At 65.8% G+C, this 25,473-nt stretch carries 24 protein-coding genes and 1 pseudogene; 18 read left to right on the top strand and 7 right to left on the bottom strand.

Features of this window, described 5'->3' with window-relative positions; translation table 11 throughout:
- The first annotated feature begins 33 nt into the window (after window positions 1-33).
- The 7 genes from WKW77_RS13725 (at window position 34) to WKW77_RS13695 (ending at window position 7,161) form a co-directional block, all read left to right on the top strand.
- Window positions 34-1,146: an ABC transporter ATP-binding protein gene (locus WKW77_RS13725; RefSeq protein WP_340357395.1), complete on the top strand. Its 1,113-nt coding sequence runs from the start codon at window positions 34-36 to the stop codon at window positions 1,144-1,146.
- A gap of 75 nt (window positions 1,147-1,221) precedes the next feature.
- The gene (locus tag WKW77_RS13720) at window positions 1,222-2,493 is read left to right on the top strand and encodes an ABC transporter substrate-binding protein (RefSeq protein ID WP_340357394.1); all 1,272 of its coding nucleotides are present in this window, start codon (window positions 1,222-1,224) and stop codon (window positions 2,491-2,493) included.
- A 146-nt stretch (window positions 2,494-2,639) separates the two neighbouring features.
- Window positions 2,640-3,557 carry an ABC transporter permease gene (locus WKW77_RS13715; protein WP_340357393.1) on the top strand — a complete coding sequence of 306 codons (918 nt, stop codon included), beginning with the start codon at window positions 2,640-2,642 and terminating at the stop codon, window positions 3,555-3,557.
- 322 nt (window positions 3,558-3,879) lie between these two features.
- Window positions 3,880-4,770 (top strand): ABC transporter permease, encoded by an 891-nt coding sequence (locus WKW77_RS13710; protein WP_340357392.1) that lies wholly within the window; start codon window positions 3,880-3,882, stop codon window positions 4,768-4,770.
- A gap of 13 nt (window positions 4,771-4,783) precedes the next feature.
- A complete protein-coding gene (locus tag WKW77_RS13705; protein ID WP_340357391.1) occupies window positions 4,784-5,521 on the top strand; it encodes an aspartate/glutamate racemase family protein in 738 nt (245 codons plus the stop codon).
- Window positions 5,522-5,576: 55 nt separating this feature from the next.
- Entirely contained in the window at window positions 5,577-6,482 is a 906-nt protein-coding gene (locus tag WKW77_RS13700; protein WP_340357390.1) for a pirin family protein, read from the top strand.
- 133 nt (window positions 6,483-6,615) lie between these two features.
- On the top strand, window positions 6,616-7,161 hold the full coding sequence (locus WKW77_RS13695) for a Spy/CpxP family protein refolding chaperone (protein ID WP_340357389.1): 546 nt from the start codon (window positions 6,616-6,618) through the stop codon (window positions 7,159-7,161).
- 76 nt (window positions 7,162-7,237) lie between these two features.
- Here the strand turns inward: WKW77_RS13695 and WKW77_RS13690 are convergent, their stop codons facing one another.
- Entirely contained in the window at window positions 7,238-7,666 is a 429-nt protein-coding gene (locus WKW77_RS13690; protein WP_340357388.1) for a serine/threonine protein kinase, read from the bottom strand.
- Between the two features lie 191 nt (window positions 7,667-7,857).
- Here WKW77_RS13690 and WKW77_RS13685 point away from each other — a divergent pair, with 191 nt between their 5' ends.
- The 4 genes from WKW77_RS13685 to WKW77_RS13670 all read left to right on the top strand — a co-directional run bounded on the left by WKW77_RS13685 (window position 7,858) and on the right by WKW77_RS13670 (window position 11,638).
- A complete protein-coding gene (locus tag WKW77_RS13685) occupies window positions 7,858-8,625 on the top strand; it encodes an endonuclease/exonuclease/phosphatase family protein (protein WP_340357573.1) in 768 nt (255 codons plus the stop codon).
- Window positions 8,622-9,860, top strand: a complete 1,239-nt coding sequence (gene clsB / locus WKW77_RS13680; RefSeq protein ID WP_340357387.1) for a cardiolipin synthase ClsB — start codon at window positions 8,622-8,624, stop codon at window positions 9,858-9,860. The genes WKW77_RS13685 and clsB overlap by 4 nt, the downstream gene beginning before the upstream one ends.
- Window positions 9,860-10,855 (top strand): lysylphosphatidylglycerol synthase domain-containing protein, encoded by a 996-nt coding sequence (locus WKW77_RS13675; RefSeq protein WP_340357386.1) that lies wholly within the window; start codon window positions 9,860-9,862, stop codon window positions 10,853-10,855. Before clsB ends, WKW77_RS13675 begins: the two co-directional genes overlap by 1 nt.
- A gap of 90 nt (window positions 10,856-10,945) precedes the next feature.
- Entirely contained in the window at window positions 10,946-11,638 is a 693-nt protein-coding gene (locus tag WKW77_RS13670) for a DUF4130 domain-containing protein (protein ID WP_340357385.1), read from the top strand.
- Here the strand turns inward: WKW77_RS13670 and WKW77_RS13665 are convergent.
- The gene (locus WKW77_RS13665) at window positions 11,632-12,195 is read right to left on the bottom strand and encodes an acyloxyacyl hydrolase (protein ID WP_340357384.1); all 564 of its coding nucleotides are present in this window, start codon (window positions 12,193-12,195) and stop codon (window positions 11,632-11,634) included. The two genes, WKW77_RS13670 and WKW77_RS13665, sit on opposite strands and share 7 nt — an antisense overlap.
- A gap of 191 nt (window positions 12,196-12,386) precedes the next feature.
- Between WKW77_RS13665 and WKW77_RS13660 the strand changes: the two genes are divergently transcribed.
- Complete coding sequence (locus tag WKW77_RS13660; protein WP_340357383.1) at window positions 12,387-12,875, top strand: polyhydroxyalkanoate granule-associated phasin; 489 nt, start codon at window positions 12,387-12,389, stop codon at window positions 12,873-12,875.
- Between the two features lie 93 nt (window positions 12,876-12,968).
- On the opposite strand, the gene WKW77_RS13655 is transcribed toward WKW77_RS13660, so the two are convergent.
- From WKW77_RS13655 to dnaA, 5 genes and pseudogenes are all read right to left on the bottom strand, one after another.
- Complete coding sequence (locus WKW77_RS13655; RefSeq protein ID WP_340357382.1) at window positions 12,969-14,153, bottom strand: metallophosphoesterase; 1,185 nt, start codon at window positions 14,151-14,153, stop codon at window positions 12,969-12,971.
- 176 nt (window positions 14,154-14,329) lie between these two features.
- Window positions 14,330-14,830: a hypothetical protein gene (locus tag WKW77_RS13650; RefSeq protein ID WP_340357381.1), complete on the bottom strand. Its 501-nt coding sequence runs from the start codon at window positions 14,828-14,830 to the stop codon at window positions 14,330-14,332.
- 151 nt (window positions 14,831-14,981) lie between these two features.
- Window positions 14,982-17,498, bottom strand: a pseudogene (gene gyrB / locus WKW77_RS13645) (DNA topoisomerase (ATP-hydrolyzing) subunit B); the annotation flags it as partial.
- A gap of 235 nt (window positions 17,499-17,733) precedes the next feature.
- Window positions 17,734-18,840, bottom strand: a complete 1,107-nt coding sequence (gene dnaN / locus WKW77_RS13640; RefSeq protein ID WP_340357380.1) for a DNA polymerase III subunit beta — start codon at window positions 18,838-18,840, stop codon at window positions 17,734-17,736.
- A gap of 267 nt (window positions 18,841-19,107) precedes the next feature.
- Complete coding sequence (gene dnaA, locus WKW77_RS13635; RefSeq protein WP_340357379.1) at window positions 19,108-20,487, bottom strand: chromosomal replication initiator protein DnaA; 1,380 nt, start codon at window positions 20,485-20,487, stop codon at window positions 19,108-19,110.
- A 318-nt stretch (window positions 20,488-20,805) separates the two neighbouring features.
- Between dnaA and rpmH the strand changes: the two genes are divergently transcribed.
- The 6 genes from rpmH (at window position 20,806) to WKW77_RS13605 (ending at window position 25,472) form a co-directional block, all read left to right on the top strand.
- Entirely contained in the window at window positions 20,806-20,940 is a 135-nt protein-coding gene (gene rpmH, locus WKW77_RS13630) for a 50S ribosomal protein L34 (RefSeq protein WP_088958522.1), read from the top strand.
- 74 nt (window positions 20,941-21,014) lie between these two features.
- On the top strand, window positions 21,015-21,401 hold the full coding sequence (locus tag WKW77_RS13625; RefSeq protein ID WP_093167529.1) for a ribonuclease P protein component: 387 nt from the start codon (window positions 21,015-21,017) through the stop codon (window positions 21,399-21,401).
- Window positions 21,398-21,685, top strand: coding sequence for a membrane protein insertion efficiency factor YidD (yidD, locus tag WKW77_RS13620; RefSeq protein ID WP_340357378.1), 288 nt, complete (start codon window positions 21,398-21,400; stop codon window positions 21,683-21,685). The genes WKW77_RS13625 and yidD overlap by 4 nt, the downstream gene beginning before the upstream one ends.
- Entirely contained in the window at window positions 21,682-23,436 is a 1,755-nt protein-coding gene (gene yidC / locus WKW77_RS13615) for a membrane protein insertase YidC (RefSeq protein ID WP_340357377.1), read from the top strand. The genes yidD and yidC overlap by 4 nt, the downstream gene beginning before the upstream one ends.
- A gap of 75 nt (window positions 23,437-23,511) precedes the next feature.
- Complete coding sequence (mnmE, locus tag WKW77_RS13610) at window positions 23,512-24,918, top strand: tRNA uridine-5-carboxymethylaminomethyl(34) synthesis GTPase MnmE (protein ID WP_340357376.1); 1,407 nt, start codon at window positions 23,512-23,514, stop codon at window positions 24,916-24,918.
- An 80-nt stretch (window positions 24,919-24,998) separates the two neighbouring features.
- On the top strand, window positions 24,999-25,472 hold the full coding sequence (locus tag WKW77_RS13605; protein ID WP_340357375.1) for a Crp/Fnr family transcriptional regulator: 474 nt from the start codon (window positions 24,999-25,001) through the stop codon (window positions 25,470-25,472).
- The last annotated feature ends 1 nt before the right edge of the window (window position 25,473 follow it).

The following is a 25,473-nucleotide window of genomic DNA, read 5'->3' as shown; positions in this document are numbered from 1 at the left end:
TCCGCTGGCACATGTCTTGCGAAGCCAGCATCGATGGATGCCGTCTCCGCCCCACCGCCCGCAGCCGTTGAAATCGTCGCGCTGACCAAGCGCTATGCCGCGGGTGCGCAGCCCGCGGTCGACCAGATCGACCTGCGCATCGCCAGCGGCAGCTACTGCTGCCTTCTCGGCCCTTCCGGCTGCGGCAAGAGCACCACGCTGCGCATGGTCGCGGGGCATGAGTCGGTGTCCGCCGGCGACATCCTGCTGGACAACCGCAACATCACCAACCTGCCGGCGGCCGCGCGCGGCACCGCGATGATGTTCCAGAGCTTCGCGCTCTTTCCGCATCTCTCGGCGTTGGACAACGTCGCCTTCAGCCTGAAGATGAAAAGCGTCGCCAAGGCCGAGCGCCATCGCCGTGCGAAGAACCTGCTGGAGCGCGTCGCGATGGGCCATCTGGCCGAACGCAAGCCGGCCGAGCTCTCCGGCGGCCAGCAGCAGCGCGTCGCGCTGGCGCGGGCGCTCATCACCGAGCCGCGGGTGCTGCTGCTCGACGAGCCGCTCTCCGCGCTCGACCCGTTCCTGCGCATCCAGATGCGCGCCGAGCTGCGGCGCTGGCAGAAGGAGCTGGGCCTCACCTTCATCCACGTGACGCACTCGCAGGAAGAGGCGATGGCGCTGGCCGACACGATGGTGGTGATGAACCACGGCCTGATCGAGCAGGTGGGCTCGCCGCATCAGGTCTACAACCATCCGGCCAGCGAGTTCGTCGCGCGCTTCATGGGCGGCCACAACGTGTTCGCGCTGAACGACGGGCTCGTTGCGGTGCGCAACGACCACATGCGCATCGCACCGTCCACGGGCGAGGCGGGCGACATGGGCGTGCCGGCGCATGTGACCGACATCGAATACCAGGGCACCTATGTGCTGATCGGCCTGCGCCTGACCGGCGAGCGCCCGGAGCGAAGCGGCGTCTCGGTGCTGCTGTCGGAGCAGACCTTCTTGAGCCGTCCTTACGAGGTCGGCGACAGCGTGCGCCTGAGCTGGTCCGAAACCGACGCGCGTGCGCTCGGCCCCGGCGCCACGCGGCCGGGCGAACCGGGCAACGGCTCGGCGGCTTCGCGCCCCGCGCCGATGGCGGCCCTTGCGGCGATGGCAGCGTGATCGGCTTCGTTCGTCGCGCCGCGGCGGCGGTGCTTCCCCTTTTCTTCACCACCACTGGCTCTCCGGAGACCCATCATGTCCAAAAAAGATGAAATCTCTTCCACCGATGTGCAGCGCCGCACGCTGCTGAAGGGCACTGCGGGCATTCTTGCCGCGGGCGCGTTCCCCGCGATCCATGCGCAGGAAAAGATCGTGCTGCGCTACATCGGCACCGCAGTCAACCAGGACAAGGCGATCGCCGAGAAGTTCAAGGCCGACACCGGCATCGAGATCCAGTACGTGGCCGTGACCACCGACGACGTGACCAAGCGCGCCGTCACTGCGCCGAACAGCTTCGACCTGATCGACACCGAGTACTTCTCGTTGAAGAAGATCGTGCCGACCGGCAACTTGAAGGGCATCGACACCAAGCGGGTGAAGAACGCCGACAAGATCACCACCCTCTTCACCAAGGGCGAAGTGGCCGGCAAGAAGGTCGGCGACCAGGGCACCGCGCCGATCAAGGTGATCTACCTCGAGGGCGAGAAGAGCAAGGCCTTCGCGAAGTCGCCGACGCAGTTCATGTCGCTGATCCCGACCACCTACAACGCGGACACGCTGGGCATCCGGCCCGACCTCATCAAGCGGCCGATCGGTTCGTGGGCCGAGCTGCTCAATCCCGAATTCAAGGGCAAGACGGCGATCTTGAACATCCCGTCGATCGGCATCATGGACGCGGCGATGGTGGTCGAGTCGAAGGGCCTGCACAAGTACGCCGACAAGGGCAACATGACCAAGGCCGAGATCGACCTCACGATCAAGACGCTGATCGAGGCGAAGAAGGCCGGCCAGTTCCGCGCGCTGTGGAAGGACTTCAACGAGTCGGTGAACCTCATGGCCTCGGGCGAGGTGGTGATCCAGTCGATGTGGTCGCCTGCCGTGACGGCCGTGCGCAGCAAGGGCATCGACTGCGTGTTCCAGCCGCTCAAGGAAGGCTATCGCGCATGGGCCTCGGGCTTCGGTCTGCCGGCGACGCTGTCGGGCCGCAAGCTCGACGGCGCCTATGAATTCATCAACTGGTTCCTCGACGGCTGGGCCGGCGCGTACCTCAATCGCCAGGGCTACTACAGCGCAGTGCTCGAGACGGCCAAGGCCAAGATGGAGCCCTACGAATGGGCCTACTGGATGGAAGGCAAGCCGGCCGAGAAGGACATCAAGAGCCCGCAGGGCGACGTGATCGCGAAGGCCAGTGCAGTGCGCGACGGCGGCAGCTACGAGCAGCGCATGGGCGGCATCGCGTGCTGGAACGCCGTGATGGACGAGAACGAATACATGGTGAGGAAATGGAACGAATTCGTGGCTGCGTAGAGCTCGCCCCCAGGCTGCGCGCACTTCGTGTCGCTTCGCCAACCCCCTACCGGGGGCGACACCGGCGGCCCGGCGAAGCCGGTTCCGCGGTGTCTCTGGAACGGGCTTCGCGTTGCTCGCCCTGGGGGCAGTGAATTCAAGCATTCATGAGCACAGTCGTCGTATCCGCTGAGATCGCCTCGTCGCCCACCCGCACGATCAAGGCGTGGTGGCAGGCGGCGCCGTTCGCGCTGGTGTTCCTGCTGTTCTTCATCGTTCCGCTGCTGCTCATCGCGATGGTCAGCCTGTGGAACTTCAACGAGTACGAACTCATCCCCGCGCTGTCGCTGCGCAACTACCTGAGCATCTTCGAAGGCTGCTCGCATCTCACGGACAACGGCGACTTCTGCGTCACGCTGTCGACCTATCTCAGCACGTTGAAGTTCTGCGTCATCGTGTGGGCGATCACGCTGTTGATCGGCTTCGCGGTGGCGTACTTCCTCGCGTTCCATGTGCGCTCGTCGGCGATGCAGACGTTGCTCTTCGTGCTGTGCACCGTGCCGTTCTGGACCTCGAACGTGATCCGCATGATCTCGTGGGTGCCGCTCTTGGGGCGCAACGGACTGGTCAACCAGGGCTTGATGTGGCTCGGCGTGGTCGACTCGCCGATCGAGTGGCTGCTCTTCTCGGACTTCTCTGTGGTGCTCGCCTTCGTGCATCTCTACACGATGTTCATGATCGTGCCGATCTTCAACTCGATGATGCGCATCGACCGCTCGCTGCTCGAAGCCGCGAGCGATTCGGGCGCCTCGGGCTGGCAGACGCTGTGGAACGTGATCGTGCCGCTCTCGCGCACCGGCATCCTGATCGGCTCCATCTTCGTCATCACCATCGTGATGGGCGACTTCGTCACCATCGGCGTGATGGGCGGCCAGCAGATCGCCTCCGTGGGCAAGATCATCCAGGTGCAGACCTCGTACCTGCAGTTCCCGCTCGCGGCGGCGAACGCGATGATCCTGCTTGCGGTGGTGCTGATGATCATCTGGGCTCTTACGCGGCTCGTCGACATCCGGAAGGAGCTATAGGTGCTCGCGCGGCCATCTTTTCAGTTGCGCCCGGGACGGGATCGCGCCGACGGCGCACTCTGCTCCGCGAATGTCCCCCGCCCTTCGGGCTCCTCCTTTATTTCGCTGCGCAGAGCACGCCATCGGCGCGATCCGTCACGGCAGTGCTTGATCTGCCGGCACGACACGGCCGCTCCCGTGGCGAGGATGCCGGGTGGTCCCCGCAGCGAAATAAAGGAGGAGGCGAAGCCGGGGGACATTCGCGGAGGGGACCACCCGGTGTCCTCGCCACGCGCCCTGGACTCGACTCACGTAGTGGAGAAATCCTAGTGGAGGAATCCGCATGAGCCACCGCATCGGCGAACAGCGCAGCCGCGGTTTCTGGCCACTGGCCGTGGTCTTCGCGCTGTTCGTGCTGTTTCTCTACGGGCCGATGATCACGATCTTCGTGCTCAGCTTCCAGGGGCCCGAAGGCGGGCTCACCTTTCCGCTGCGCGGTGTTTCGTTGCACTGGTTCCACAAGCTCGCCGACGGCCTCGGCACGGTCGACATCGGGGCGGCATTTCGCCGGTCGATGCTGCTCGGTGCGGTGGTGATGCTTTTCACCGTGGTGCTTTCGGTGCTTGCGGGATTGGCCTTCCGCAAGAAGCTCAAGGGCGGCAACGCGCTCTTCTTCATCACCATCGCGAGTCTCATCATGCCGTCGATCATCGTGTCGCTCGGCATCGGCCTGCAGTTCCGCCTGCTCGACGGCGGCATCAAGAGTGCGCTGACCGCGCTCGATGCCACCAGCGTGCTGGAGAACTACGGCACCGCGCTCGGCCTGCTGACCTCGGCACTCGGCGCGCATCTCACCTGGACGCTGCCCTTCGGGCTCCTGATCATGTTCGCGGTGTTCAACCGCTTCAACCCGGCGTACGAGGAAGCCGCCCGCGATCTGGGCGCAACGCCTTGGCAGAGCTTCCTGCATGTGGTGCTGCCGTTGATCGGGCCCTCGGTGGTGGGCATCGGCATGTTCGGCTTCACGCTGAGCTGGGACGAGATCGCGCGCACCTCGCAGGCGATCGGCGACGTCAACACGCTGCCGCTCGAACTCCAGGGGCTGACGTCGACGGTCACGACGCCGGCCATCTATGCGCTCGGCACGGTCACGACGGTGGTGTCCTTCGCGGTGATGGCCATCGCGCTCGGCGCCGCGGCCATGCTGCGCAGGCGTTCCGCGCACCGGCGCTGATGCGGCCACAGGCATGGCGCGGCTGCTGGTCATCAATCCGAATACCTCCGCATCGGTGAGCGAACTGCTGCAGCGCCGCGTCAGCGCTGCGGTCGGCGGCGCGCACGAGGTTCGCACCGTCACCGCGCGATTCGGTGCGCCCTACATCTCGAGCGAGGCCGGCTACGCGGTCGCGCAGCACGCGACGCTGGACGCCTGGGCGGCTGCGCACGCCAACGGCGAGCGGCCCGACGCAGTGCTGATCGGCTGCTTCGGCGACCCGGGCCTCTTCGCCCTGCGCGAAGGCGCCGGCGTGGCGGTGGGCGGGCTGGCGGAGGCGTCTTTTCTCGCCGGCTCGCGGCGGGGACGCTTCGCAGTGGTCACCGGCGGCGAGGCCTGGCGGCCCATGCTCGAACGGCTGGCGTGGTCGCTTGGTCATTCGGCGTCGCTCGCGGGCATCCACACCGTGGCGCCGACCGGTGCGCAGCTCGCGGCCGATCCGGACGGTGCGCGATCGCTGCTCGCGCAGGCCTGCCGCGACGCTGCGCAACGCTTCGGCGTGCAGGCGGTCGTCCTCGGCGGCGCGGGCCTCGCCGGCATGGCGGCCGAGATTGGCGATGCGGTACCGGTGCCGCTGATCGACAGCGTGGATGCCGGTGCGGAATGGGCCGTGGCGGCGGCCGGGTCGTCCGCTTCAGGTGCGAAGAAGGCCGCGGTGGGCTTCGGCGTGGCCTGGCAGAGCGTCTCGTGGGAGCTCGAGTCCTTCGGCTGACCGCGCGCCGCCCCCACCGCCAGCGCGGTCGTCCGGACCGTGCCACCATGGTCCGATGACCAGCCCGCACCACCCCCACAACGTCCATGCCGCCCAAGCGGTTTCGCTCGTCCGCCCGCGGCCGATCGAGCAGATCGTCGCGGGCGTCTCCACCAGCGACGGCGACGGCGTCAAGCTCACGCGGGTGCTCCAGCACACGCTGCAGGAGCGGCTTGATCCCTACCTGATGCTCGACGCCTTCGGCAGCGACAACCCCGGCGACTACATCGGCGGATTTCCGAGCCATCCGCATCGCGGCTTCGAAACCGTGACCTACATGATCTCGGGTCGCATGCGCCATCGCGACAGCCACGGCCATGAAGGCCTGCTGTCCAACGGCGGCGTGCAGTGGATGACCGCCGGGCGCGGCCTGGTGCACAGCGAGCTGCCGGAGCAGGAAGAGGGACTGATGGAAGGCTTCCAGCTCTGGCTCAATCTGCCGGCCAAGGACAAGATGCGCGAGCCCTGGTATCGCGACATCCAGAGCGAGGAGATCCCGGAGTTCACCACGCCTGCGGGCGTGCATGTGCGCGTGATCGCCGGGGAGAGCCATGGCGTCGCGGGCGCGATGAAGCGCGAGCGCACCGAGCCGCTCTACCTCGACATCACCCTTCCCCCCGGGGCCGAGTTCGCCCAGCCGCTGCCCGACGATCGCAACGCGCTGGTCTACGTGTTCCGGGAGTCGGTCTTCATCGGCAACAGCGAGATCCCGACCAAGCGCATGGCGATCATGGCCAACGAGTCCGGCAGCGACGGCGTGCTGCTGCACGCGCCCGGCACCAACCACAGCCCGGCGCGCGCGCTGCTGATCGCCGGCAAGCCGCTGCGCGAGCCGATCGCGCAGTACGGCCCCTTCGTCATGAACACCCGCGAGCAGCTGATGCAGGCGGTGCAGGACTTCCAGCGCGGCAAGTTCGGATGACCCGGCCGCCGCGCGCGTTCATCTATCTTTACGCGCGCTCACTGTGGGCTCACTGTCGGGACACATGCGGCCGCCACACTTTCGTTCACCTGCTGCCCATCGGCGGCAGGCTTCTTCGAAAGGAAGCACTCTCATGATCACGTCTCGCAAAAGCCTTCTCTGTGCCGGATTGCTGGCTGCCACGGTCGCCTCGGGCGCATTCGCGCAGGCACCGGCTGCCGCGCCTGCCGCCCAGGACCCGTCCGCCGCGCAGGCGCCGGCCAAGGGTCCGCGCGGGCGGGAAGACCGCGCACAGCGCTTCGAGCAGATGAAGCAGCGCCATGCGCAGCATCTCGCCGCGCTCAAGGAAAAGCTCAAGCTCACGCCGGCGCAGGAAGGCGCTTGGAACACCTTTGCACAAGCCCAGGAACTGCCTCCGGCACCGCCCGCCGGTGCGCGCATGAACCGCGACGAGTTCGCCAAGCTGACGACGCCGCAACGCCTCGACCTGATGGAAAAGCGCCGCGCGGAACGCAGTGCGATGTTCACCAGGCGCGCCGACGCGACCCGCACCTTCTACGCCGGCCTGACGCCTGAGCAGCAGAAGACCTTCGACGCGGAATCGATGCGCCGCTTCGGCCCGGACGAGCATGGCGGCCCCCGTCATCCTCATCATCCGGCCGCACCTGCCAAGAGCTGATTCGTTCACAGGCCCAAGCGAAAGAGCCCGCGACGCGCAAGCGCCGCGGGCTTTTGTTTCTTCCATCTCGAGACCGTTATTGAGGCGTGCCGGTCCGGTTGGTCGGGTTGGTCGGCACGTCAGGCCGCTCGCCCGGCTGGCCGAATCGCGGCTTCACCTTGCGGCCCGACTGGCTCACCTCGGCGCGCGACATCTCTCCGGTGGGGGGCGGCACCGCATTGGGCTGGTGGTTCACGGTGGTCGTGGCCTCGCCCTTCGGCACCGGATTGTTCGCGTTGTTGCGATTGTGGGCACGTGCCTCGGCCTTCACCGATTCGCGATTCGCAGGCGCGGAGCCCTCGGGTCGCTGCGGAGGGTTCGGCACGCCCGACGGCGTCATGGTGCTGGCCTGTCCGGCGACCGAGGGATCGGGCTGCGCAGGTATCGAGGTGCCTTGTGCGAACGAGGCGGCCGCGATGCCCGTCAGGCCGGCGAACAGGGCCGTTCTCAGGATCGATTGCTTCATGGTTGCTCCTTGTCTGGGTGGACTGTCGATTCACCGTAGAAGGGCTCTGGCGGCCGCTTTGTGCGGGTACGCTCGCCCTCGCTGTAGGAGCCGGCCGCAGCGCCTCGCAGGCCATGGAAGAACGTGGCGCGCTCCTACAGCCCGCCCCGGCGGCGCGTCTTACAACTGAATCCGTGAAGCTCTCGTCCCCCATGGAAGCCATGACGGCCCAGCCGACGTCGCTGAAGGTGATGACCGTGAACACCCACAAGGGCTTCACGGCGCTGAATCGCAGGTTCATCCTTCCCGAGCTTCGGGAAGCGGTGCGCACCGTGGGGGCGGACGTGGTGTTCCTGCAGGAAGTGCTCGGCACGCACTCGCGGCATTCGCGCAAGATCGACAACTGGCCCGAGGCGCCGCACTACGAATTCCTCGCCGACACCATGTGGCCGCAGTTCGCCTACGGCCGCAACGCGGTGTATCCGAAGGGCCACCATGGCAATGCGGTGCTGTCGAAGTTTCCGATCGTCCATTACCGCAATCACGACGTCTCGGTGTTGGGTCCCGAGAAGCGCGGCCTGCTGCATTGCGTGCTGCGGCTGCCTGCGCGGCCGGTCGACGTGCACGTGATCTGCACGCACCTGGGGCTGGCCGAGAACCATCGGCAGCAGCAACTGGAGCTGCTTTGCCACATCGTGCGCGACGAGGTGCCTGCGGATGCGCCGCTGATCGTCGCGGGCGATTTCAACGACTGGCGCGGCAAGGCGCACGCGATCCTCGAACAGGGTGCGGCGTTGCACGAGGTTTTCGTGCGAGCCCACGGCAGTGCGGCCAGGACGTTCCCGGCGCGCTTTCCGGTGCTGCCGCTGGATCGCATCTACGTGCGCAACGCGGCAGTGCATGCGCCGGTGGTGCTGCCGCGCAGGCCGTGGTCGCATCTGTCGGACCACGCGCCCTTGGTGGCGGAGATCGAGCTGTGAGCGCGTCGAAGGGGCCGCGCTGGATCAGCGGCAACCAGGTCGAGCTGCTGGAGAACGGCGAGCAGTATTTCCCGCGCGTCTTCGAGGCCATCCGCCAGGCGCGGCGCGAGGTCGTTATCGAGACCTTCATCCTGTTCGAGGACAAGGTCGGCCAGGCGCTGCAGGACGTGCTGCGCGAAGCGGCGCTGCGCGGCGTCAAGGTCGAGGTGATGATCGACGGCTTCGGTTCGGCGGGGCTGTCACCCGCTTTCATCGAAGCGCTCACCTCGACGGGCGGGCGCGTCAGAGTGTTCGATCCCGGCAGGCGGATCTTCGGGCAGCGCCTGAACTACTTCCGGCGCATGCACCGCAAGATCGTGGTGGTCGATGGCGCCACGGCCTTCGTCGGCGGCATCAATTTCTCGGCGGATCACCTGCTCGACTTCGGCCCGATGGCCAAGCAGGACTATGCCGTGGCGCTGCGCGGGCCGATCGTCGGCGAGATTCATCACTTCGTGCTGCGGGCGATCGCGCTCGGAGACAAGGGCGCGAGCTGGTTCCGGCGGCGGCTCAAGGCGACCAGCCAGGAACTGCTGGGGCCGGAGGGCACGGACGAGGTGCTTTTCGTGACGCGCGACAACCGGCGTCACACCAACGACATCGAGCGGCACTACCGCGCCGCGATCCGCAGCGCGCGCGAGCGCATCGTCATCGCCAATGCCTACTTCTTTCCGGGCTATCGGCTGATCCAGGAAATGCGGCGCGCAGCGCGTCGGGGGGTCGCGGTGCACCTGATCCTGCAGGGCGAGCCCGACATGCCTTTCGTCAAGGTGGCGGCGAGCATGCTCTACCACCACCTGCTGCACGCGGGCGTCTGCATCCACGAATACATCGACCGGCCGCTGCACGGCAAGGTGGCGCTGGCGGACGACCAGTGGAGCACCGTGGGCTCGAGCAACCTCGACCCGCTGAGCCTCTCGCTGAACCTGGAGGCGAATGTGGTCGTGCGCAGCCGGGCGTTCAACCAGGCGCTCTGGGATAAGCTCCACGACCTCATGCAGAACAGTTGCAAGCAGGTGCGGACATCGGATCTCACCGAATGGAGCGCATGGCGCCTGGTGCGCAGCTTCTTCATCTTCCACCTGCTGCGCTGGTATCCGGCGTGGGTCGGGTGGCTGCCGCGGCATGTGCCGCGCCTGGAGCCGCTCGGCAAGCAGGACCCGCGCCGCGGCCCGACGCAGACGGACGTGGCGTGATGGCCAGCCCACCGGCAGCCGGCGCCGGTGCGCCCGCGGAATCCGTCGGACCGACCCCCTGGGAGCACGTCAAGCGTATTGCCGCGTGGCTCTTCTTCGCCGGCGTGGTGGCGCTGATCTGGCGCCAGGCGCGCCACATCGACTGGTGGTCCGTGCTGGCGTCGGTGCGCGCGATTCCCTTGCCGATGCTGCTCACGGCGGCGGTACTTGCCTTCCTGAGCCATCTTCTCTACAGCACCTACGACCTTCTCGGCCGGCGCATGACCCATCACGATCTCGGCACCGTGCCGGTGATGGGCATCACCTTCATCAGCTACGCGTTCAACCTGAACTTCGGATCGCTGATCGGCGGGGTGGCTTTCCGCTACCGGCTGTACTCGCGGCTCGGCCTCAGGCCCAACACGATCACGCGGGTGCTGGGCTTCAGCATGCTCACCAACTGGTTCGGCTACTTCGTGGTCGCCGGCGCCGCCTTCTGTTTCGCTCCGATGACCTTGCCGCCGGACTGGCGAATTGACAGCGGCGGGCTGCGCATCCTCGGCGCGGGGCTGATGCTGGCCGGCGCGGCGTACCTCGTGCTGTGCGCGGTCGCGCGCGAGCACACCTGGAGCATCCGCGGCCATGAACTGGACACGCCGCCGCTGCGCATCGCGCTGCTCCAGCTCGCGCTGTCCTGCACCAACTGGTCGCTGATCGGAGGGATTCTCTGGTTCCTGCTCCAGTGGCAGGTGGAGTACCCCACCGTGCTTTCGGTGCTTCTCGTGGCAGCGGTGGCGGGCGTCATCACGCATGTACCGGGCGGGCTCGGCGTGCTGGAGGCGGTGTTCCTCGCGCTGCTGTCGCACCGTCTGCCGGAGGCCCAGATCCTCGGGGCATTGCTTGCGTACCGCGCGCTCTACTATCTGCTGCCGCTGGCGGTGGCGCTGGTTTTCTACGTGGTGGCGGAGATGCACGCGCGGCGCCTGCGGCGGATGCTTTCGATGCCCCCGGGCTGAATTCCGGAGCGCGCCAAGCCAGCGCATCCTTCGGTCTTTTTCGCCTGAATGCCTACAGGGGTGTCAGCGGGCGCGCCCTAAGTTGGCGGAATGGCGCAGCACTCCGTCACGCTCGCGAGTCAGACCGACCTCCCCGGATTTCGGCGCGAAGCCCGCACCCTGCTCGCGGGGCTCGTCCCGCCGGAGGAGGCCCAGTGGGACGCCCGCGCGACACACGAACTGCGCACCGAGGCGCGAGGCATTGGAAGACCGTGCGACGAAAAGCCGCCAAGCGGCGTCAATGTGGTGTTGCCGCGCTCGTTTCTGTCCCTGTGCAACATGGTGATCCTGCACCACGATCCCGCGCGCTTCGCGCTGTTGTACCGGCTGCTCTGGCGACTGGTGCACGAGCCCGGCCTGCAGCGCGATCCGCACGACGACGACCGGTTGCGTGCGCTGCACATGGCGCGGGCCGTACGTCGTGACATCCAGAAGATGAGGTCGCACGTGCGCTTCAGGACGCTCCGCCTCACCGCCGACGGCGAACCGCTGCAGATCGCGTGGTTCGCGCCGGATCACTACATCGTCGAAGCTGTCGCGCCCTTCTTCATTCGCAGGATGGCGCACGGGCGCTGGGCCGTGCTCACGCCGGTAGGTTGCGTCCGCGGGTGGGGCGAGTCACTCGAATTCGGACCGGGCGCGCCCTGCGAACCTCGGCTGGACCGCGACACGGCGGAAACGGCATGGCTCGATTGCTACCGCCAGGTCTTCGGCGCCGATCACCCCCTCGAACCCACTCAGTAGCGGTAAAGATAGCGGACCCGGACGAAGTTTTCGCCCGGATTCGGCTCCTTGATGCGGCCGTTGGAGAAATGCTGGAAGCGCACCGAGACCTCATGCTCGCGCTGCGCACCGAAGTTGAGGCCGGCGCCGATGACTTCGGTGAACTGGAAGGCGGTGCTGAACTCGCGGTCCGGGGTGCGATAGAGATGGTCCATCACCGTGCCGCCGATGCCGGCGTCGAGAAACCACGGCGAGCCGCCTTCGCCGAAGCGATAGCGGACGTTGGCGATGGCGCCGATCTGGGCGTAGTTGTCGTTGTCGTTGCCGTGAGGCTTCGGTGCGCGCCAGCCGCTCAGGAATGCATCCCAGTAGAAGCTCACGTCCCCGCCCCACAGAGGGTAGTTGGCTCCGAACGGCCGGGTCAATCCGAGTGTCAGCGAGTCGGTCGACCGGCCGCTCTGCGGCGTCGTTCCAGCCTCGAGGTAGATGCCCATCGCCCTGTCGTCCGGCGCAGCCTGGGCTGCCACCGAAAGCAACACGCCCCCCAAACACAGGATGGCTTTGGCGCAGGAAGTCATGTTTTTCATTCTTGGAACCCTGCGTTCAGTTTGCACGTCGTGGCATCGTAAGGGGTTATGCGAAAAGTCTGCAGGAAGTGGTGCCACGACCGGAGATAGGATGCGACCACTATTCGTGCTGCACTGCAGCAAAAAGGGCTTCTAAAGGCCTATAGTTGCCTCTCGAGTCCCGTGTACCGAGAGTCCCCCGCATGTCTTCCGCCCGTTATTTCAATCCCCTGCTGCTCTGGGCCGACGTTGCGGCCACGGTCAACGAAATGCTCCTGTCGTCCGGCTCGGTCATCCGCATGAGGACCGAACGGATCGCCCGGGCGGGCCTCGCGCCCAGCGACTCTGATGTCGCCGAATTCCAGCTCATGGGGCACGAGAAGCTCGTCGCGGCGAGCGAGGCCGGCGCGGCGATGGTCAATCAGCTGCACACCACGCAGTTCGCGGTCTTCAATCGCGCGGTCAGGCACTGGCTGAGCGGCGGGGTCGCGCTGTTCTCGCTCGCCACCAGCACCTCGCAGGCGCAGGCCATGACGCATGCGGAAGCGCTGGGCGACTCGGCCGCGCGCACCGCCGCAGCAGTGAGCCAGTTGAGCAGCGCCGGTGCGCGCATCGTGCAGCGCGGCCTCAAGCCGATCCACGCGAAGGCGACGGCCAACGAGCGCCGCCTCGCGGCACCCGCCGGGAAGTGAAGTAGACCGCGTCGGCGAAGCGAGATCGGCGCCGAGTCCTCGTGCGCCAAGCTGCCGGGATCGGCGCTCACGCTCGAGCCGCCTGAACCGCGATCAGCTTTCCGTCACCAGGCGCAGCAGGGTGATTTCCGACGGCGCGCCGATGCGCTTCGGCGGACCCCAATAGCCGGTGCCGCGGCTCGTGTAGACCCACATCTTCTGCAGCCTGTGCAGCCCTGCGGTGAAAGGCTGCTGGAGCGGCACGAAGAGATTCCACGGAAAGAACTGCCCGCCGTGCGTGTGGCCGGACAGCTGGAGCTGAAAGCCGGCCTCCGCTGCCGCCGGCGCACTGCGCGGCTGGTGCGCAAGCAGCACCCGCGTGTGCACCATCGGCGGCGCGCCGTCGAGCGCGAGCTGCGGATCGCTCGCATGCGCGGCATCGAAATGCACCGCCGTGTAGTCGGTGACCCCGGCGACGACGAGCGCGCTTTCGAGCACTTCCTCGTCGGTCTGCGCGCCTTTCACGCTGCGCGTCTGGAGCACGACATGCTCGTTGAGCAGCACGCGCAGCCCAAGCCGCCGCAGTTCGTCGATCCAGGCGTGGGCGCCGGCGTAGTACTCGTGATTGCCGGTCACCACGAAGGTGCCGTGCTTCGCGCGCAGGCCCTGCAACGGCGCGATGTGATCGCGAAGCTCCGTCACCGTGCCGTCGACGAGGTCTCCCGTGATGGCGACCATGTCGGCGCCGAGGCGGTTGACTGCATCGACGATGCGCTGGATGTAGCCGCGCCGGATCGTCGGGCCCACGTGGATGTCGCTCAGTTGCGCGATGGTGAATCCGTCCAGCGCGGCGGGCAGATCCCGGATCGGCACCTCCACATGCACCACGTTGGCGGTGCGCCGCGCGTTGAGAAAGCCGATCATGGAGATCGCCGTCGCGAGGACCGGCACCGCGCCGGCGCTCTTCGACAGCCAGCGGGGCCAGTCGATGCCCCAGCCCGAAATCGATGCCGCCCCCCAGGCGATCAGCAAGCCGGTGTCGCGCACGATCGTGAGCACGAACATGGACGAGAACCAGCCCATGCTCAGCAGCCCGATCCACTTCCAGCCGTCGCCGATGCGGCGAGCGCCCGAACGCCTGCTCGCGAACGGCAGGGGCATGGTCGCAGCCGAAACGACCAGCGCCACGACCAGCAGCGCCAACCAGCCGGTCCAGTTCCCGGCGAGCGCGGGCAGCAGCCGCAGGCCGATGTAGACATGCAGGAGCGTGGTGAGGAGGATGAGTGGTCGAAGCGGCATCTAGACGGCGGGACGGAAAAATCCGGGACACACCAAATGCGAGCGATCTGCTCCACATTCAAGGTGTGTGCCACCTTGTCCGACGCTAATTTCAAGGCAGGTTGCTTGCGCGAACCTGATGTTGGTTCTGGCGGGATCCTCGCGGGGTTGGCCGACGGATCTCCCGCCGGGTGGGCTCAGTCGCCGGTGCTGACGGCCGCCTGGTGTTCAGGACGGTGCGCGCCCATCGCCGAGGCGAAATCCACGTTCGACGGCCACATGAACACGGCCTTCGCGGCAACGCCGTTGAAGACGACGAGCGGCTGCGTCAACGTGACGCCACCCATCGTCGCCTCGATTTCGTATGCACCGGGATCGAGCCGCGCGAGCATGTAGGGCGATCCGGTATCGGCCTGCATGATCTCGCGACCGTTGTAGCGCTCACGCACGATGACGTGCACGTCGGACGGAAAGCGAACGCTCCGGCTGGCACGGTTGATGCCGAACTCCAGCGTGGCCGCCCAGCGCGGCGAAACGGTCTGCATGAAGGCAGCCTCTTCGCTCGTCCTGCCGCCGCACATGTACTCGATCCCCTGCGCCATCCGGATCGGGGGGGTGGTCAAGGCCTGTGCCGACGTGAATGCGCCCAGCATCACCACCGCGGCCCACAGGGGCCGCCAAGACCGGTTGGGGTTCATTTTGCTGTCCTCTTGCTCGACTCGAATGGCGTGAATCCGCCGGAGATTCTGCTTAGCAAGAGTCGGGCTAGGAATAGCGTTTACGCGCATTTCCCGCCCTGACAGGAGCGACCGATCGATCATCGATCGGTCGTGGTCGGTCGTCGATCGATCAGACGTCGATGTTCGCCGCCCGCAGCGCGTTCTGCTCGATGAAGTCGCGCCGCGGCTCGACCTCGTCGCCCATCAGCATGGTGAACACGCGGTCGGCTTCGATCGCGTCGTCGATCTGGACGCGCAGCAGGCGCCGCACGTTCGGGTCCATGGTGGTTTCCCACAGCTGCTCGGGATTCATTTCGCCCAGGCCCTTGTAGCGTTGGCGCGATGTCGCGTTCTCGGCCTGGCCGATCAGCCAGCGCATGGCTTCGCGGAAGTCGCTGACCTTCTCTTCCTTCGCCTTGTCGCCCTCGCCGCGGCGAACGATGGCACCCTCGCCGAGCAGGTCGCGGAAGGTCTTGGCGGCCTCGGCCAGTGCGGCGTAGTCGGCGCCATGCACGAAATCCTGTGTGAGCACGCTGCTCTTGATGTTGCCGTGATGGCGGCGGCTGACGCGCAGCAGCGGCTTGTCGGTGCGGGCATCGAACTCGCTCGACACATCGGCGGGCGCGCCGGTGGTGTTGAGCTCGCGCAGCTTGTTCTGCAGTGCGATGGCGGAGGCTTCGGCGGCGGGCGTGGTGTCGAGGTCGAGCGCCACGCCATCGGCAATCGCACGCAGCGCTGCGGTGTCGAGGAACACGCCCAGCCGCGCGATCACCGCTTCGGCAAGCTGGTGCTTGCGGGCGAGGTCGGCCAGCGCCTCGCCGGCGAGCGTGGTCGGGTTGCTGCCGCCTGTCTGGACGCTCGCGTCCTTCAGAGCGACCTTGAGCAGGAACGTGTCGAGCGCGGGGCCGTCCTTGAGGTACTGCTCTTCCTTGCCGACCTTCACCTTGTAGAGCGGCGGCTGGGCGATGTAGATGTGGCCGCGTTCGACCAGCTCGGGCATCTGCCGGTAGAAGAAGGTCAGGAGCAGCGTGCGGATGTGCGCACCGTCCACGTCCGCGTCGGTCATGATGATGATGCGGTGGTAGCGCAGCTTCGCGACGTTGAAGTCGTCCGCCCCGCCGGCGGCCGTGGTGGCGCCCGCGCGGCCGATGCCGGTGCCCAGCGCGGTGATCATGGTCAGGATTTCGTTGCTGGTCAGCAGCTTCTCGTAGCGCGCCTTCTCGACGTTCAGGATCTTGCCGCGCAGCGGCAGGATGGCCTGAAACTTCCGGTCGCGGCCCTGCTTGGCCGAGCCGCCTGCGGAGTCGCCCTCCACCAGGTAGATCTCGCACAGCGCGGGGTCCTTTTCCTGACAGTCGGCGAGCTTGCCCGGCAGGCCCATGCCGTCGAGCACGCCCTTGCGGCGCGTCATCTCGCGGGCCTTGCGTGCGGCTTCGCGGGCGCGTGCCGCCTCGACGATCTTGCCGCAGATGATCTTCGCGTCGTTCGGGCGCTCCTGCAGGTAGTCGGTCAGCAGGCGGCCCACGATGTCCTCGACCGGTGCGCGCACTTCGCTCGACACCAGCTTGTCCTTGGTCTGGCTGGAGAACTTCGGCTCGGGCACCTTGACGCTCAGCACGCAGCACAGGCCTTCGCGCATGTCGTCGCCGGTCACCTCGACCTTGGCCTTCTTGGCCAGCTCGTTCTCTTCGATGTACTTGTTGATGACGCGCGTCATCGCCGCGCGCAGGCCGGTCAGGTGCGTGCCGCCGTCACGCTGCGGGATGTTGTTGGTGAAGCAGAGGACCTGCTCGTTGTAGCCGCTGTTCCACTGCATCGCGACTTCGACGCCGATGTGCGTACCGGGAATGCCGCCGTAGGTGTCGGCCGGCTTCTCGCCCGTCGCGTAGAACACGTTCGGGTGCAGGACGGTCTTGCCCTTGTTGATGAACTCGACGAAGCCGCGCACGCCGCCGGCGCCCGAGAAGTCGTCTTCCTTGCCGGTCCGCTCGTCGATCAGGCGGATGCGCACGCCGTTGTTCAGGAAGCTAAGCTCGCGCAGGCGCTTGCTCAGGATCTCGTAGTGGAAATCGGAGTTCTCCTTGAAGATTTCCGTGTCCGGCAGGAAGTGCACCTCGGTGCCGCGCTTCTCGGTTTCGCCGGTGACCTTCATCGGCGAGACCTCGACGCCGTTCACCGTCTCGAGGAGCCGGTTCTGCACGAAGCCCTTGCTGAATTCGAGCGTGTGGACCTTGCCTTCGCGGCGCACCGTGAGGCGCAGCATCTTGGAGAGCGCGTTCACGCAGCTCACGCCGACGCCGTGCAGGCCGCCCGACACCTTGTAGCTGTTCTGGTTGAACTTGCCGCCCGCGTGCAGCTCGGTCAGTGCGATTTCCGCCGCCGAGCGCTTCGGTTCGTGCTTGTCGTCCATCTTGATCCCGGTCGGGATGCCGCGGCCGTTGTCGGTCACCGAGATCGAGTTGTCCGTGTGGATCGTGACGACGATGTCGTCGCAATAGCCCGCGAGCGCCTCGTCGATCGAGTTGTCGACCACCTCGAACACGAGGTGGTGCAGGCCGGTGCCGTCCGAGGTGTCGCCGATGTACATCCCCGGCCGCTTGCGCACCGCTTCGAGGCCTTCGAGGATCGTGATGGCGCCTTCGCCGTAGGAGCTGTCAGGCGTGACTTCGATCGGAATCGCGTTGTCGACCTCAGGGGTGTAGACCGGCTCCGTATGCGGCGCATCCAGCTTGTTTTCTTCGCTCATCAGAATCTTTCTCTCTCGGCAACCCGCGGACTGCCGTTATTTCAGGAACACCGCGGAACCGGCTCTGCCGGGCCGCAGGTGTTGCCCCCTGCAAGGAGGTTGGCGGCCACACGAAGTGGGCAAGCCTGGGGGTGCGCTAGATCCTCATCGGCATCACGACGTACTTGAACGACGCGTTCTCAGGGATCGTCATCAGCACCGAGCTGTTCGAATCCTGCAGGTCCAGCTTCACCATGTCCTGGCTCATGTTCGAGAGGGCGTCGATGAGGTAGGTGACGTTGAAACCGATCTCGATCGTGTCGCCCCCGTAGTCGATGTCCAGTTCGTCCTGCGCCTCTTCCTGCTCGGCATTGTTCGATGCGATGCGCAGCGTGCCCGGCTCGATGTTCAGCCGCACGCCCTTGAACTTCTCGCTCGTCAGGATCGCGGTGCGCTGCAGGCTCGCGAGCAGCGGCGCGCGACCCAGCGTGACGGAGTTCTTGTGGTTCTTGGGGATCACGCGGTTGTAGTCGGGGAACTTGCCCTCGACCAGCTTGGTGACGAACTCCATGCCGCCGAAGGCGAACTTCGCCTGGTTGTTGGCGAACTGCATCTCGATGGCACCCTCGGCGTCGGACAGCAGGCGCTGCATTTCGAGCACCGTCTTGCGCGGCAGGATCACTTCCTGGCGCGGCACCTCGACGTCGAGCGTGGCGGAAGCGAATGCGAGGCGGTGGCCATCGGTCGCGACCAGGCTGAGCTGCTTGCCTTCGGCCACGAAAAGGATGCCGTTGAGGTAGTAGCGGATGTCATGCACCGCCATCGCGAACGAGACCTGGCCGAGAAGGTCCTTCAGCGTCTTCTGCGGCACGCTGAACACCGGGCCGAAGTTGGCGGATTCCTGCACCAGCGGGAAATCCTCGGCCGGCAGCGACTGCAGCGTGAAGCGGCTCTTGCCGCCCTTCAGCACGAGCTTGCTGGCGTTCGATTCGAGGCTCACCGTCTGGTCCGACGGCATGGTGCGCAGAATGTCGATCAGCTTGCGCGCGCCCACGGTCGTCGTGAAGTTGCCGTCGTCCCCGCCGAGTTCCGCCTGCGTGCGGATCTGGATTTCCAGGTCGCTGGTCGTGAGCTGGAGTTGACCGCCCGTCTTGCGGATCAGCACGTTGGCGAGGATCGGCAGCGTGTGGCGCCGCTCCACGATGCCGGATACCGATTGCAGCGCCGCCAGGACTTTGTCTTGAGTTGCCTTCAAAACGATCATGTGTCTTACCTCTTCCTTATTTCTTAATTCAAATTGGTAGTAGTAGATAAGGGACGCACCGCGCTGTGGACAGCGCGATTTTCCGCTTCCGCGACAAGGACTTGACGTCGCGCAACAGGTGTGCGCAGCCGCGCTTGCGTGCCGCGCGACGCGGCGAACAACTTTTGTCCGCGCGGTGGCTCTGTGGACAAGCCGTCATTTGTGCCGAGACTTTCCCCAGAGTTGTGCTTTGACAGCATGGACGGATTGTGCGCGGGCGCCCATCGATCATCCCTTGAGCGTCTGCTCCAGCACGTGCAGCTGCTGGTTCAGCTCGGTCAGCTGCTGGCGCTCGCCGGAAATCTTGCGCACCGCGTGCAGGACCGTGGTGTGGTCGCGGCCGCCGAAAAGCTCGCCGATTTCCGGCAGGCTCTTCTGCGTCAATTCCTTGGCGAGGTACATCGCGATCTGGCGTGGCCGCGCGATCGAAGCCGGCCGCTTCTTCGAGTACATGTCGGCGACCTTGATCTTGTAGTAGTCGGCCACCGTCTTCTGGATGTTCTCCACCGAGATCTGTCGGTTCTGGATCGACAGCAGGTCCCGCAGCGCCTCGCGCGCGAGCGCGATGGAGATTTCCTTCTGGTTGAAGCGCGAGTACGCGAGGATCTTGCGCAGCGCGCCTTCGAGCTCGCGCACGTTGGAGCGCACGTTCTTCGCCACGAAGAACGCGACCTCCTCCGGCATCTCGGCGCTTTCGGCACGCGCCTTGTTGATCAGGATGGCCACGCGCATTTCGAGCTCGGGCGGCTCGATGGCGACCGTCAGGCCCGAATCGAAGCGCGACACGAGCCGCTCGTGGATGTCCGCCAGGCCCTTCGGATAGGTGTCGCTCGTCATGACGATGTGCGACTTCTTCGCGAGCAGGGCCTCGAAGGCGTTGAAGAACTCTTCCTGCGTGCGGTCCTTGTTCGCGAAGAACTGGACGTCATCGATCAGCAGCAGATCGAGCGAGTGATAGCGCTCCTTGAATTCGTCGAAGGTCTTGCGCTGATACGCTTTGACCACATCCGACACGAATTGCTCGGCGTGGATGTAGAGAACTTTGGCGTCCGGACGATCGGCCAGCAGCCTGTTGCCCACAGCGTGCATCAAGTGCGTCTTGCCGAGACCGACGCCGCCGTAGATGAACAGCGGGTTGTAAAGGTGGCCCGGCGTGCTCGCCACGTGCATGGCCGCGGCGCGCGCCATCCGGTTCGCGGTACCTTCGACGAGATTCTCGAAAGTCAGCCCGGAATTGAGGCGGTTCTTGAAGGCCGAACTCGCCGGGTCCTCGCCGGGGCTCGGCAGATCGCGCGGCACATCGACATCGGAAACGACCGCCAAGGACGTCGGCCGGGCAATGATCTCCCGAGGAGCAAGTGCTAACTCGATCAGGATGGGCTGGCCGTAGATCTTCTCGGCCATCGACGCGATCTTGCCCGCGTATTGGGCACGTATCCAGTCGAGCTTGAAGCGGTTCGCGACAAAGACGGTCACCCGCGAAAAGTCATCCGCGACCTTGGCGGTCAGTGGTTTGATCCAGGTGTTGAATTGCTGTTCGGACAGCTCCTGCGCGAGCTGGTCGACGCAGGCCTGCCAGAGGCTGTCACCGACGCCGTCAGTCGACATGGGTGCTCTGAAAAGTGGTTTGTCCCTCAGCCATCTTTCGTGTTCGTGTTGTGGATAGTCGCACCCGCGATGCGCCTTGGATTCTAACTTGTCAAAAACTTATCCACACCGCTGCGGCGGTGATGGAAAGGCGGAGAAAACATCGATCGGGATTGTCGAGTACGCGAATGTTTGCGATAATCGCGGGTTTCCCTGAAATCCTCTTTGTGTGTTTCGGGGTATCTCGGGGGCCGAATCTCACGTGAATCTCTCGTATTCACGTATGTATTGGGGCACCGGACCTGCCGGCATCGATCCGGCCACACCAGGAAAACCATCATGAAACGCACTTATCAAGCATCCAAGACCCGCCGCGCCCGTACCCACGGTTTTCTGGTCCGCATGAAGACTCGCGGTGGCCGCGCCGTCATCAACGCGCGCCGCGCCAAGGGCCGCAAGCGCCTCTCCGTCTAACGGCACCCCCGGCGCCGTTGCCAGTCGTACCGCCTGCGCCCCCGCAAAACGACGGCGCCCTGCGGTTCGCTTCCATGCAGCGGCTCAAGACCCGCGCGCAGTTCCAGGCCGTACTCGCAGGTGCCACCGTGGCGCGCACCGCCCACTTCGCACTGCACCGTTGCCCGCTTGACGCTCCGTCCGGCGCGGCTTCGCTGTTTTCTGCGCAGGATGTCTGGGTGGGCGCCATGGTGCCCAAGCGCTGGGCGCGCCGTGCGGTCACCCGCAATGCGATCAAACGCCAGATCTACAACGTGACCGCCGCGTCGGAAGCCTCGTTGCCGCCTGCGGCACACGTGGTGCGCCTTCGCGCCGGCTTCGATCGCAAGCAGTTCGTGAGCGCGGTATCCGACAAGCTCAAGGCCGCGGTGCGGGCCGAACTCCAGCTCTTGCTGGAGCGGGCCGCTGCGGCGCGCGCATGATGCGGCGCCTCCTCATCGGTCTCGTGAAGGCCTATCGCCTTCTGCTGAGTCCCTGGCTCGGCCAGGCCTGCCGCTTCGAGCCGACCTGCTCCGTCTACGCCATCGGCGCGCTCGAACAGCATGGCGCGCTGGCAGGCAGCTATCTCACACTGCGCCGGATCTGCCGTTGCCAACCCTGGTGCCAGGGCGGCCACGATCCGGTTCCCCCCAAGGCTCAGCACCCCGCATCGCGGCCGGGGCTGTTCGCCTTCCTCACTTCCGACGACAAGAAGTCTTCTTCATGAACGATATACGCCGCACCATTCTGTGGGTGATCTTTGGCTTCTCGCTGGTGCTGCTGTGGGACCAATGGCAGGTCTACACCGGTCACCGGCCGACCTTCCTGCCGTCGGCGAAGACCACGGCGACCGAGCAGGCCAACGCGCCCGCAGCGCCCGCCGCATCGACCGGCGTGCCGGCCGCGGGGTCCTCCACCAACGCCGCAGTGCCGCAACAAACCGCAGCGCCCGCCATCGGCGAGCGCGTGACGGTCACCACCGACGTCTTCAAGGCGACCATCGACGGCGAAGGCGGCACGCTGTCCGAGCTGCAGCTGCTCAATTTCGTCGACCAGACCAACAACCACGGCCTCGTCGAATGGGCCCGCCGCCTCGTGGGCCTGCAGGTCGCCGAGAACGAATCGCATCCGGTCACGCTCATGGAGAACGGCTCGCCGGCCACGCGCTACGTGGCGCAGACGGGCCTGCTCAATCAGGTCCAGACCGGCGAGCGCTTTCCCAACCACCTGACGCTGATGACGCCGCGCAGCGGCCCGCGGCAGTTGGCGGAGGGCCAGAAGACGCTCGAGGTCGCGTTCGAGTCGCAACCCGTCGGCGGCCTGAAGTACGTCAAGACCTACGTGTTCCAGCGTGGCGACTACTCCATCCACGTCAAGCACGAGATCGTCAACGTGAGCAACCAGCCGGTGGACGCCCAGCTCTACCTGCAGTTCGTCCGCCACGGCACGGTCGCGTCGAGCACGATGTTCGGCACCAACACCTTCACCGGTCCGGCCATCTTCACGGAGCAGAAGAAGTTCCAGAAGATCAACTTTGCGGACATCACGAAGAACAAGGTCGAGCTCCCTGCGGCCGCCACCAACGGCTGGGTCGCGATGGTGCAGCACTACTTCGTCTCGGCGTGGCTGCTCAATGTGCCGGGCAGCGATGGCCTCAAGCGTGAATTCCGCGTGGCCGATCTTGGCAACAACCTGTTCTCGGTCGCGATGGTGCTCGACGTGCCCAAGCTCGCGCCGGGCGCCACGCAGCTGGTCGAATCCAACCTGTTCGCCGGTCCCGAGGAAGAGAAGAAGCTCGAAGCCCTGGCCCCCGGCCTCGAACTGGTCAAGGACTACGGCATCTTCGCGATCATCTCCAAGCCCCTGTACTGGCTGCTCAACCAACTGCACGGCATCCTCGGCAACTGGGGCTGGTCCATCGTCGCGCTGGTGGTGCTGCTGAAGGCGGCGTTCTACTGGCTCAATGCCAAGGCGTACGCCAGCATGGCCAAGATGAAGGCCATCAATCCGCGGATCATGGAAATGCGCGAGCGGCTCAAGGACAAGCCGCAGGAGATGCAGCAGGAGATGATGCGCATCTACCGCGAGGAAAAGGTCAACCCGATGGGTGGCTGCTTCCCGATCCTGATCCAGATCCCGGTGTTCATCGCGCTGTACTGGGTGCTGCTGTCGTCGGTCGAAATGCGCCACGCGCCGTGGATTCTCTGGATCAAGGACCTGTCGGCGCCCGATCCGTGGTTCATCCTGCCGGCCGTGATGACCGCGACCTCGCTGTTCCAGACCTGGCTCAACCCGACGCCTCCGGACCCGATGCAGGCCAAGCTGATGTGGATCATGCCGCTGGCGTTCAGCGTGATGTTCATCTTCTTCCCGGCCGGTCTGGTGCTGTACTGGATCACGAACAACGTGCTGTCGATCGCGCAGCAGTGGTTCATCAACAAGCGCCTCGGGGTGCTGGGCAACAAGCCGTCGAAGTAACGCTCGACGCACTTCGTTCAGAAAAGGGCCGCGCAAGCGGCCCTTCTTGCTGGACTTGCTGGAAGAATCGCCGTCATGCTCGCGCGCACCTCCGATCCGATCATTGCCATCGCCACCGCTCCCGGGCGAGGTGCCGTCGGCATCGTGCGGATCTCCGGTCCGCAGATGGCACCGCTCATCGCGGCCGTTTGCGGACGACCCTTGAAGGCGCGCGAGGCGACCTACCTGCCCTTTCGTGACGCAAAGGGGGTGCCTGTCGATCACGGGCTGGCAATCCACTTCCCTGCGCCCCATTCGTTCACCGGCGAGGACGTGCTCGAACTGCAGGCACATGGGGGGCCGGTCGTGCTGCAGCTGCTGCTGGCCCGCTGCCTCGAAGCGGCGGCCGAGTTCGACGTCGCCAGCGGCCGAGCGCGACTTCCCGGCCTGCGGGTGGCCGAACCCGGCGAATTCAGCCAGCGCGCCTTCCTGAACGGCAAGATCGACCTGGCGCAGGCCGAGGCGATCGCCGACCTGATCGACGCCAGTACGGAGGCCGCCGCGCGCAGCGCCGGCCGATCGCTCTCCGGCGCGTTCTCACAGGAGATTCATGGCCTTCTCGACGCCCTGGTCCGGCTGCGGATGCTGGTCGAGGCCACGCTCGACTTTCCCGACGAGGAAATCGACTTTCTTCAGGAAGCCGATGCGATCGGCCAGCTCGCGGAACTGAAGACGCAACTGGGTGCCGTGCAGAACCGCGCACGCCAGGGCGCATTGCTGCGCGAAGGCATCAAGGTGGTGATCGCCGGTCAGCCGAACGCGGGCAAGAGCTCGCTGCTCAACGCGCTGGCGGGTGCCGAACTGGCGATCGTGAGTTCGGTCGCCGGCACCACGCGCGACGTGGTTTCGGAAACCATTCAGATCCATGGCGTGCCGCTGCATGTGGTCGATACGGCTGGACTGCGCGAGAGCATCGACGAGGTCGAGCAGATCGGCATCGCGCGCGCATGGGGCCAGATCGAAGGCGCCGATGCGGTGCTCTTCCTTCATGACCTGACGCGCACCGCGCTGCCCGACTATGCGCAGGCCGACGCCGAAATCACACGCGACCTGGAAGATCGCCTGCCCACGGGTGTGCCTGTCATCGACATCTGGAGCAAGCTCGACGCTGCCGCGACCGCGGCGCCCTCGACGGGCGTGAGCCTCTCGGCGAAGACCGGTTTCGGCATCGAGGCGCTGCGTACCCGCCTGCTCGAGGTGGCGGGCTGGCAGGCCGTGCCCGAAGGGGTCTATCTGGCGCGAGCGCGTCATGTCCAGGCGCTGACCCGTGTCGAGCAGCACATCGACATCGCGGCCGAGCACCTCGCGGAACGCGCCCAATCGCTCGACCTGCTGGCGGAAGAATTGCGGCTCGCGCAGAACGCTCTGAACGAAATCACCGGCGAATTCGGCGCTGACGACCTGCTCGGCGTGATCTTTTCCCGCTTTTGCATCGGCAAATAGCCACGGGCGTGAGTGTTTGTGACATTTGTCACCACACATTCTCGCTTTCGCGGATACTTCCGATCGATCAGCAGGACCTCATGACGATGTCTTCCAGCATTCAAGATCTTTGCCGCGCCATCGCCCAGAACACCAGCTACGACGCCTTCGCCCCTGCGTACAACGCTCAGCAGTGGGAGACCGTCGGCAGCTACCTGCAGCCGTTCGACCTTGCGGTCGGCCAAGTGCTGATCGACCAGGGCGCCCACGACCGCACCCTCTTTTTCATCGAGAGCGGCGCGCTGAGCGTCCACGTCATCGGCGACAAGGGCCAGATGCAGCTTGCCATCCTCAACCCCGGTTCCGTGGTGGGTGAAGGCGCGTTCTTCTCCAGGCTGCCGCGTTCGGCCAACGTGATCGCTACCGGGGCGGCCCGCGTCTGGCGGCTCACGGCCCTGCGTTTCGGCGAGATGTCCAACCGGCAACCCTCGCTCGCGCTGGAACTGACCCTGAGTCTGGGTGCGGTCATCGCCAAGCGGATGGTCAACAAGCCCAAACGCGTGGCCGTGACCTGAA

The organism is Variovorax ureilyticus, from assembly GCF_037889935.1.
Classification (GTDB): Bacteria; Pseudomonadota; Gammaproteobacteria; order Burkholderiales; family Burkholderiaceae_C; genus Variovorax; species Variovorax ureilyticus.
Note: the sequence above shows the minus strand (reverse complement) of the source record. Positions and strands in the feature narration are given on the sequence as shown.

What these genes read in the sequence shown, in the direction of transcription:
- WKW77_RS13725 (WP_340357395.1), top strand. Translation starts at nt 34, where the DNA reads ATGGATGCCGTCTCCGCCCCACCGCCCGCAGCCGTTGAAATCGTCGCG.
- WKW77_RS13720 (WP_340357394.1), top strand. Translation starts at nt 1,222, where the DNA reads ATGTCCAAAAAAGATGAAATCTCTTCCACCGATGTGCAGCGCCGCACG.
- WKW77_RS13715 (WP_340357393.1), top strand. Translation starts at nt 2,640, where the DNA reads ATGAGCACAGTCGTCGTATCCGCTGAGATCGCCTCGTCGCCCACCCGC.
- WKW77_RS13710 (WP_340357392.1), top strand. Translation starts at nt 3,880, where the DNA reads ATGAGCCACCGCATCGGCGAACAGCGCAGCCGCGGTTTCTGGCCACTG.
- WKW77_RS13705 (WP_340357391.1), top strand. Translation starts at nt 4,784, where the DNA reads ATGGCGCGGCTGCTGGTCATCAATCCGAATACCTCCGCATCGGTGAGC.
- WKW77_RS13700 (WP_340357390.1), top strand. Translation starts at nt 5,577, where the DNA reads ATGACCAGCCCGCACCACCCCCACAACGTCCATGCCGCCCAAGCGGTT.
- WKW77_RS13695 (WP_340357389.1), top strand. Translation starts at nt 6,616, where the DNA reads ATGATCACGTCTCGCAAAAGCCTTCTCTGTGCCGGATTGCTGGCTGCC.
- WKW77_RS13690 (WP_340357388.1), bottom strand. Translation starts at nt 7,666, where the DNA reads ATGAAGCAATCGATCCTGAGAACGGCCCTGTTCGCCGGCCTGACGGGC.
- WKW77_RS13685 (WP_340357573.1), top strand. Translation starts at nt 7,858, where the DNA reads ATGGAAGCCATGACGGCCCAGCCGACGTCGCTGAAGGTGATGACCGTG.
- WKW77_RS13675 (WP_340357386.1), top strand. Translation starts at nt 9,860, where the DNA reads ATGGCCAGCCCACCGGCAGCCGGCGCCGGTGCGCCCGCGGAATCCGTC.
- WKW77_RS13670 (WP_340357385.1), top strand. Translation starts at nt 10,946, where the DNA reads ATGGCGCAGCACTCCGTCACGCTCGCGAGTCAGACCGACCTCCCCGGA.
- WKW77_RS13665 (WP_340357384.1), bottom strand. Translation starts at nt 12,195, where the DNA reads ATGACTTCCTGCGCCAAAGCCATCCTGTGTTTGGGGGGCGTGTTGCTT.
- WKW77_RS13660 (WP_340357383.1), top strand. Translation starts at nt 12,387, where the DNA reads ATGTCTTCCGCCCGTTATTTCAATCCCCTGCTGCTCTGGGCCGACGTT.
- WKW77_RS13655 (WP_340357382.1), bottom strand. Translation starts at nt 14,153, where the DNA reads ATGCCGCTTCGACCACTCATCCTCCTCACCACGCTCCTGCATGTCTAC.
- WKW77_RS13650 (WP_340357381.1), bottom strand. Translation starts at nt 14,830, where the DNA reads ATGAACCCCAACCGGTCTTGGCGGCCCCTGTGGGCCGCGGTGGTGATG.
- dnaN (WP_340357380.1), bottom strand. Translation starts at nt 18,840, where the DNA reads ATGATCGTTTTGAAGGCAACTCAAGACAAAGTCCTGGCGGCGCTGCAA.
- dnaA (WP_340357379.1), bottom strand. Translation starts at nt 20,487, where the DNA reads ATGTCGACTGACGGCGTCGGTGACAGCCTCTGGCAGGCCTGCGTCGAC.
- rpmH (WP_088958522.1), top strand. Translation starts at nt 20,806, where the DNA reads ATGAAACGCACTTATCAAGCATCCAAGACCCGCCGCGCCCGTACCCAC.
- WKW77_RS13625 (WP_093167529.1), top strand. Translation starts at nt 21,015, where the DNA reads ATGCAGCGGCTCAAGACCCGCGCGCAGTTCCAGGCCGTACTCGCAGGT.
- yidD (WP_340357378.1), top strand. Translation starts at nt 21,398, where the DNA reads ATGATGCGGCGCCTCCTCATCGGTCTCGTGAAGGCCTATCGCCTTCTG.
- yidC (WP_340357377.1), top strand. Translation starts at nt 21,682, where the DNA reads ATGAACGATATACGCCGCACCATTCTGTGGGTGATCTTTGGCTTCTCG.
- mnmE (WP_340357376.1), top strand. Translation starts at nt 23,512, where the DNA reads ATGCTCGCGCGCACCTCCGATCCGATCATTGCCATCGCCACCGCTCCC.
- WKW77_RS13605 (WP_340357375.1), top strand. Translation starts at nt 24,999, where the DNA reads ATGACGATGTCTTCCAGCATTCAAGATCTTTGCCGCGCCATCGCCCAG.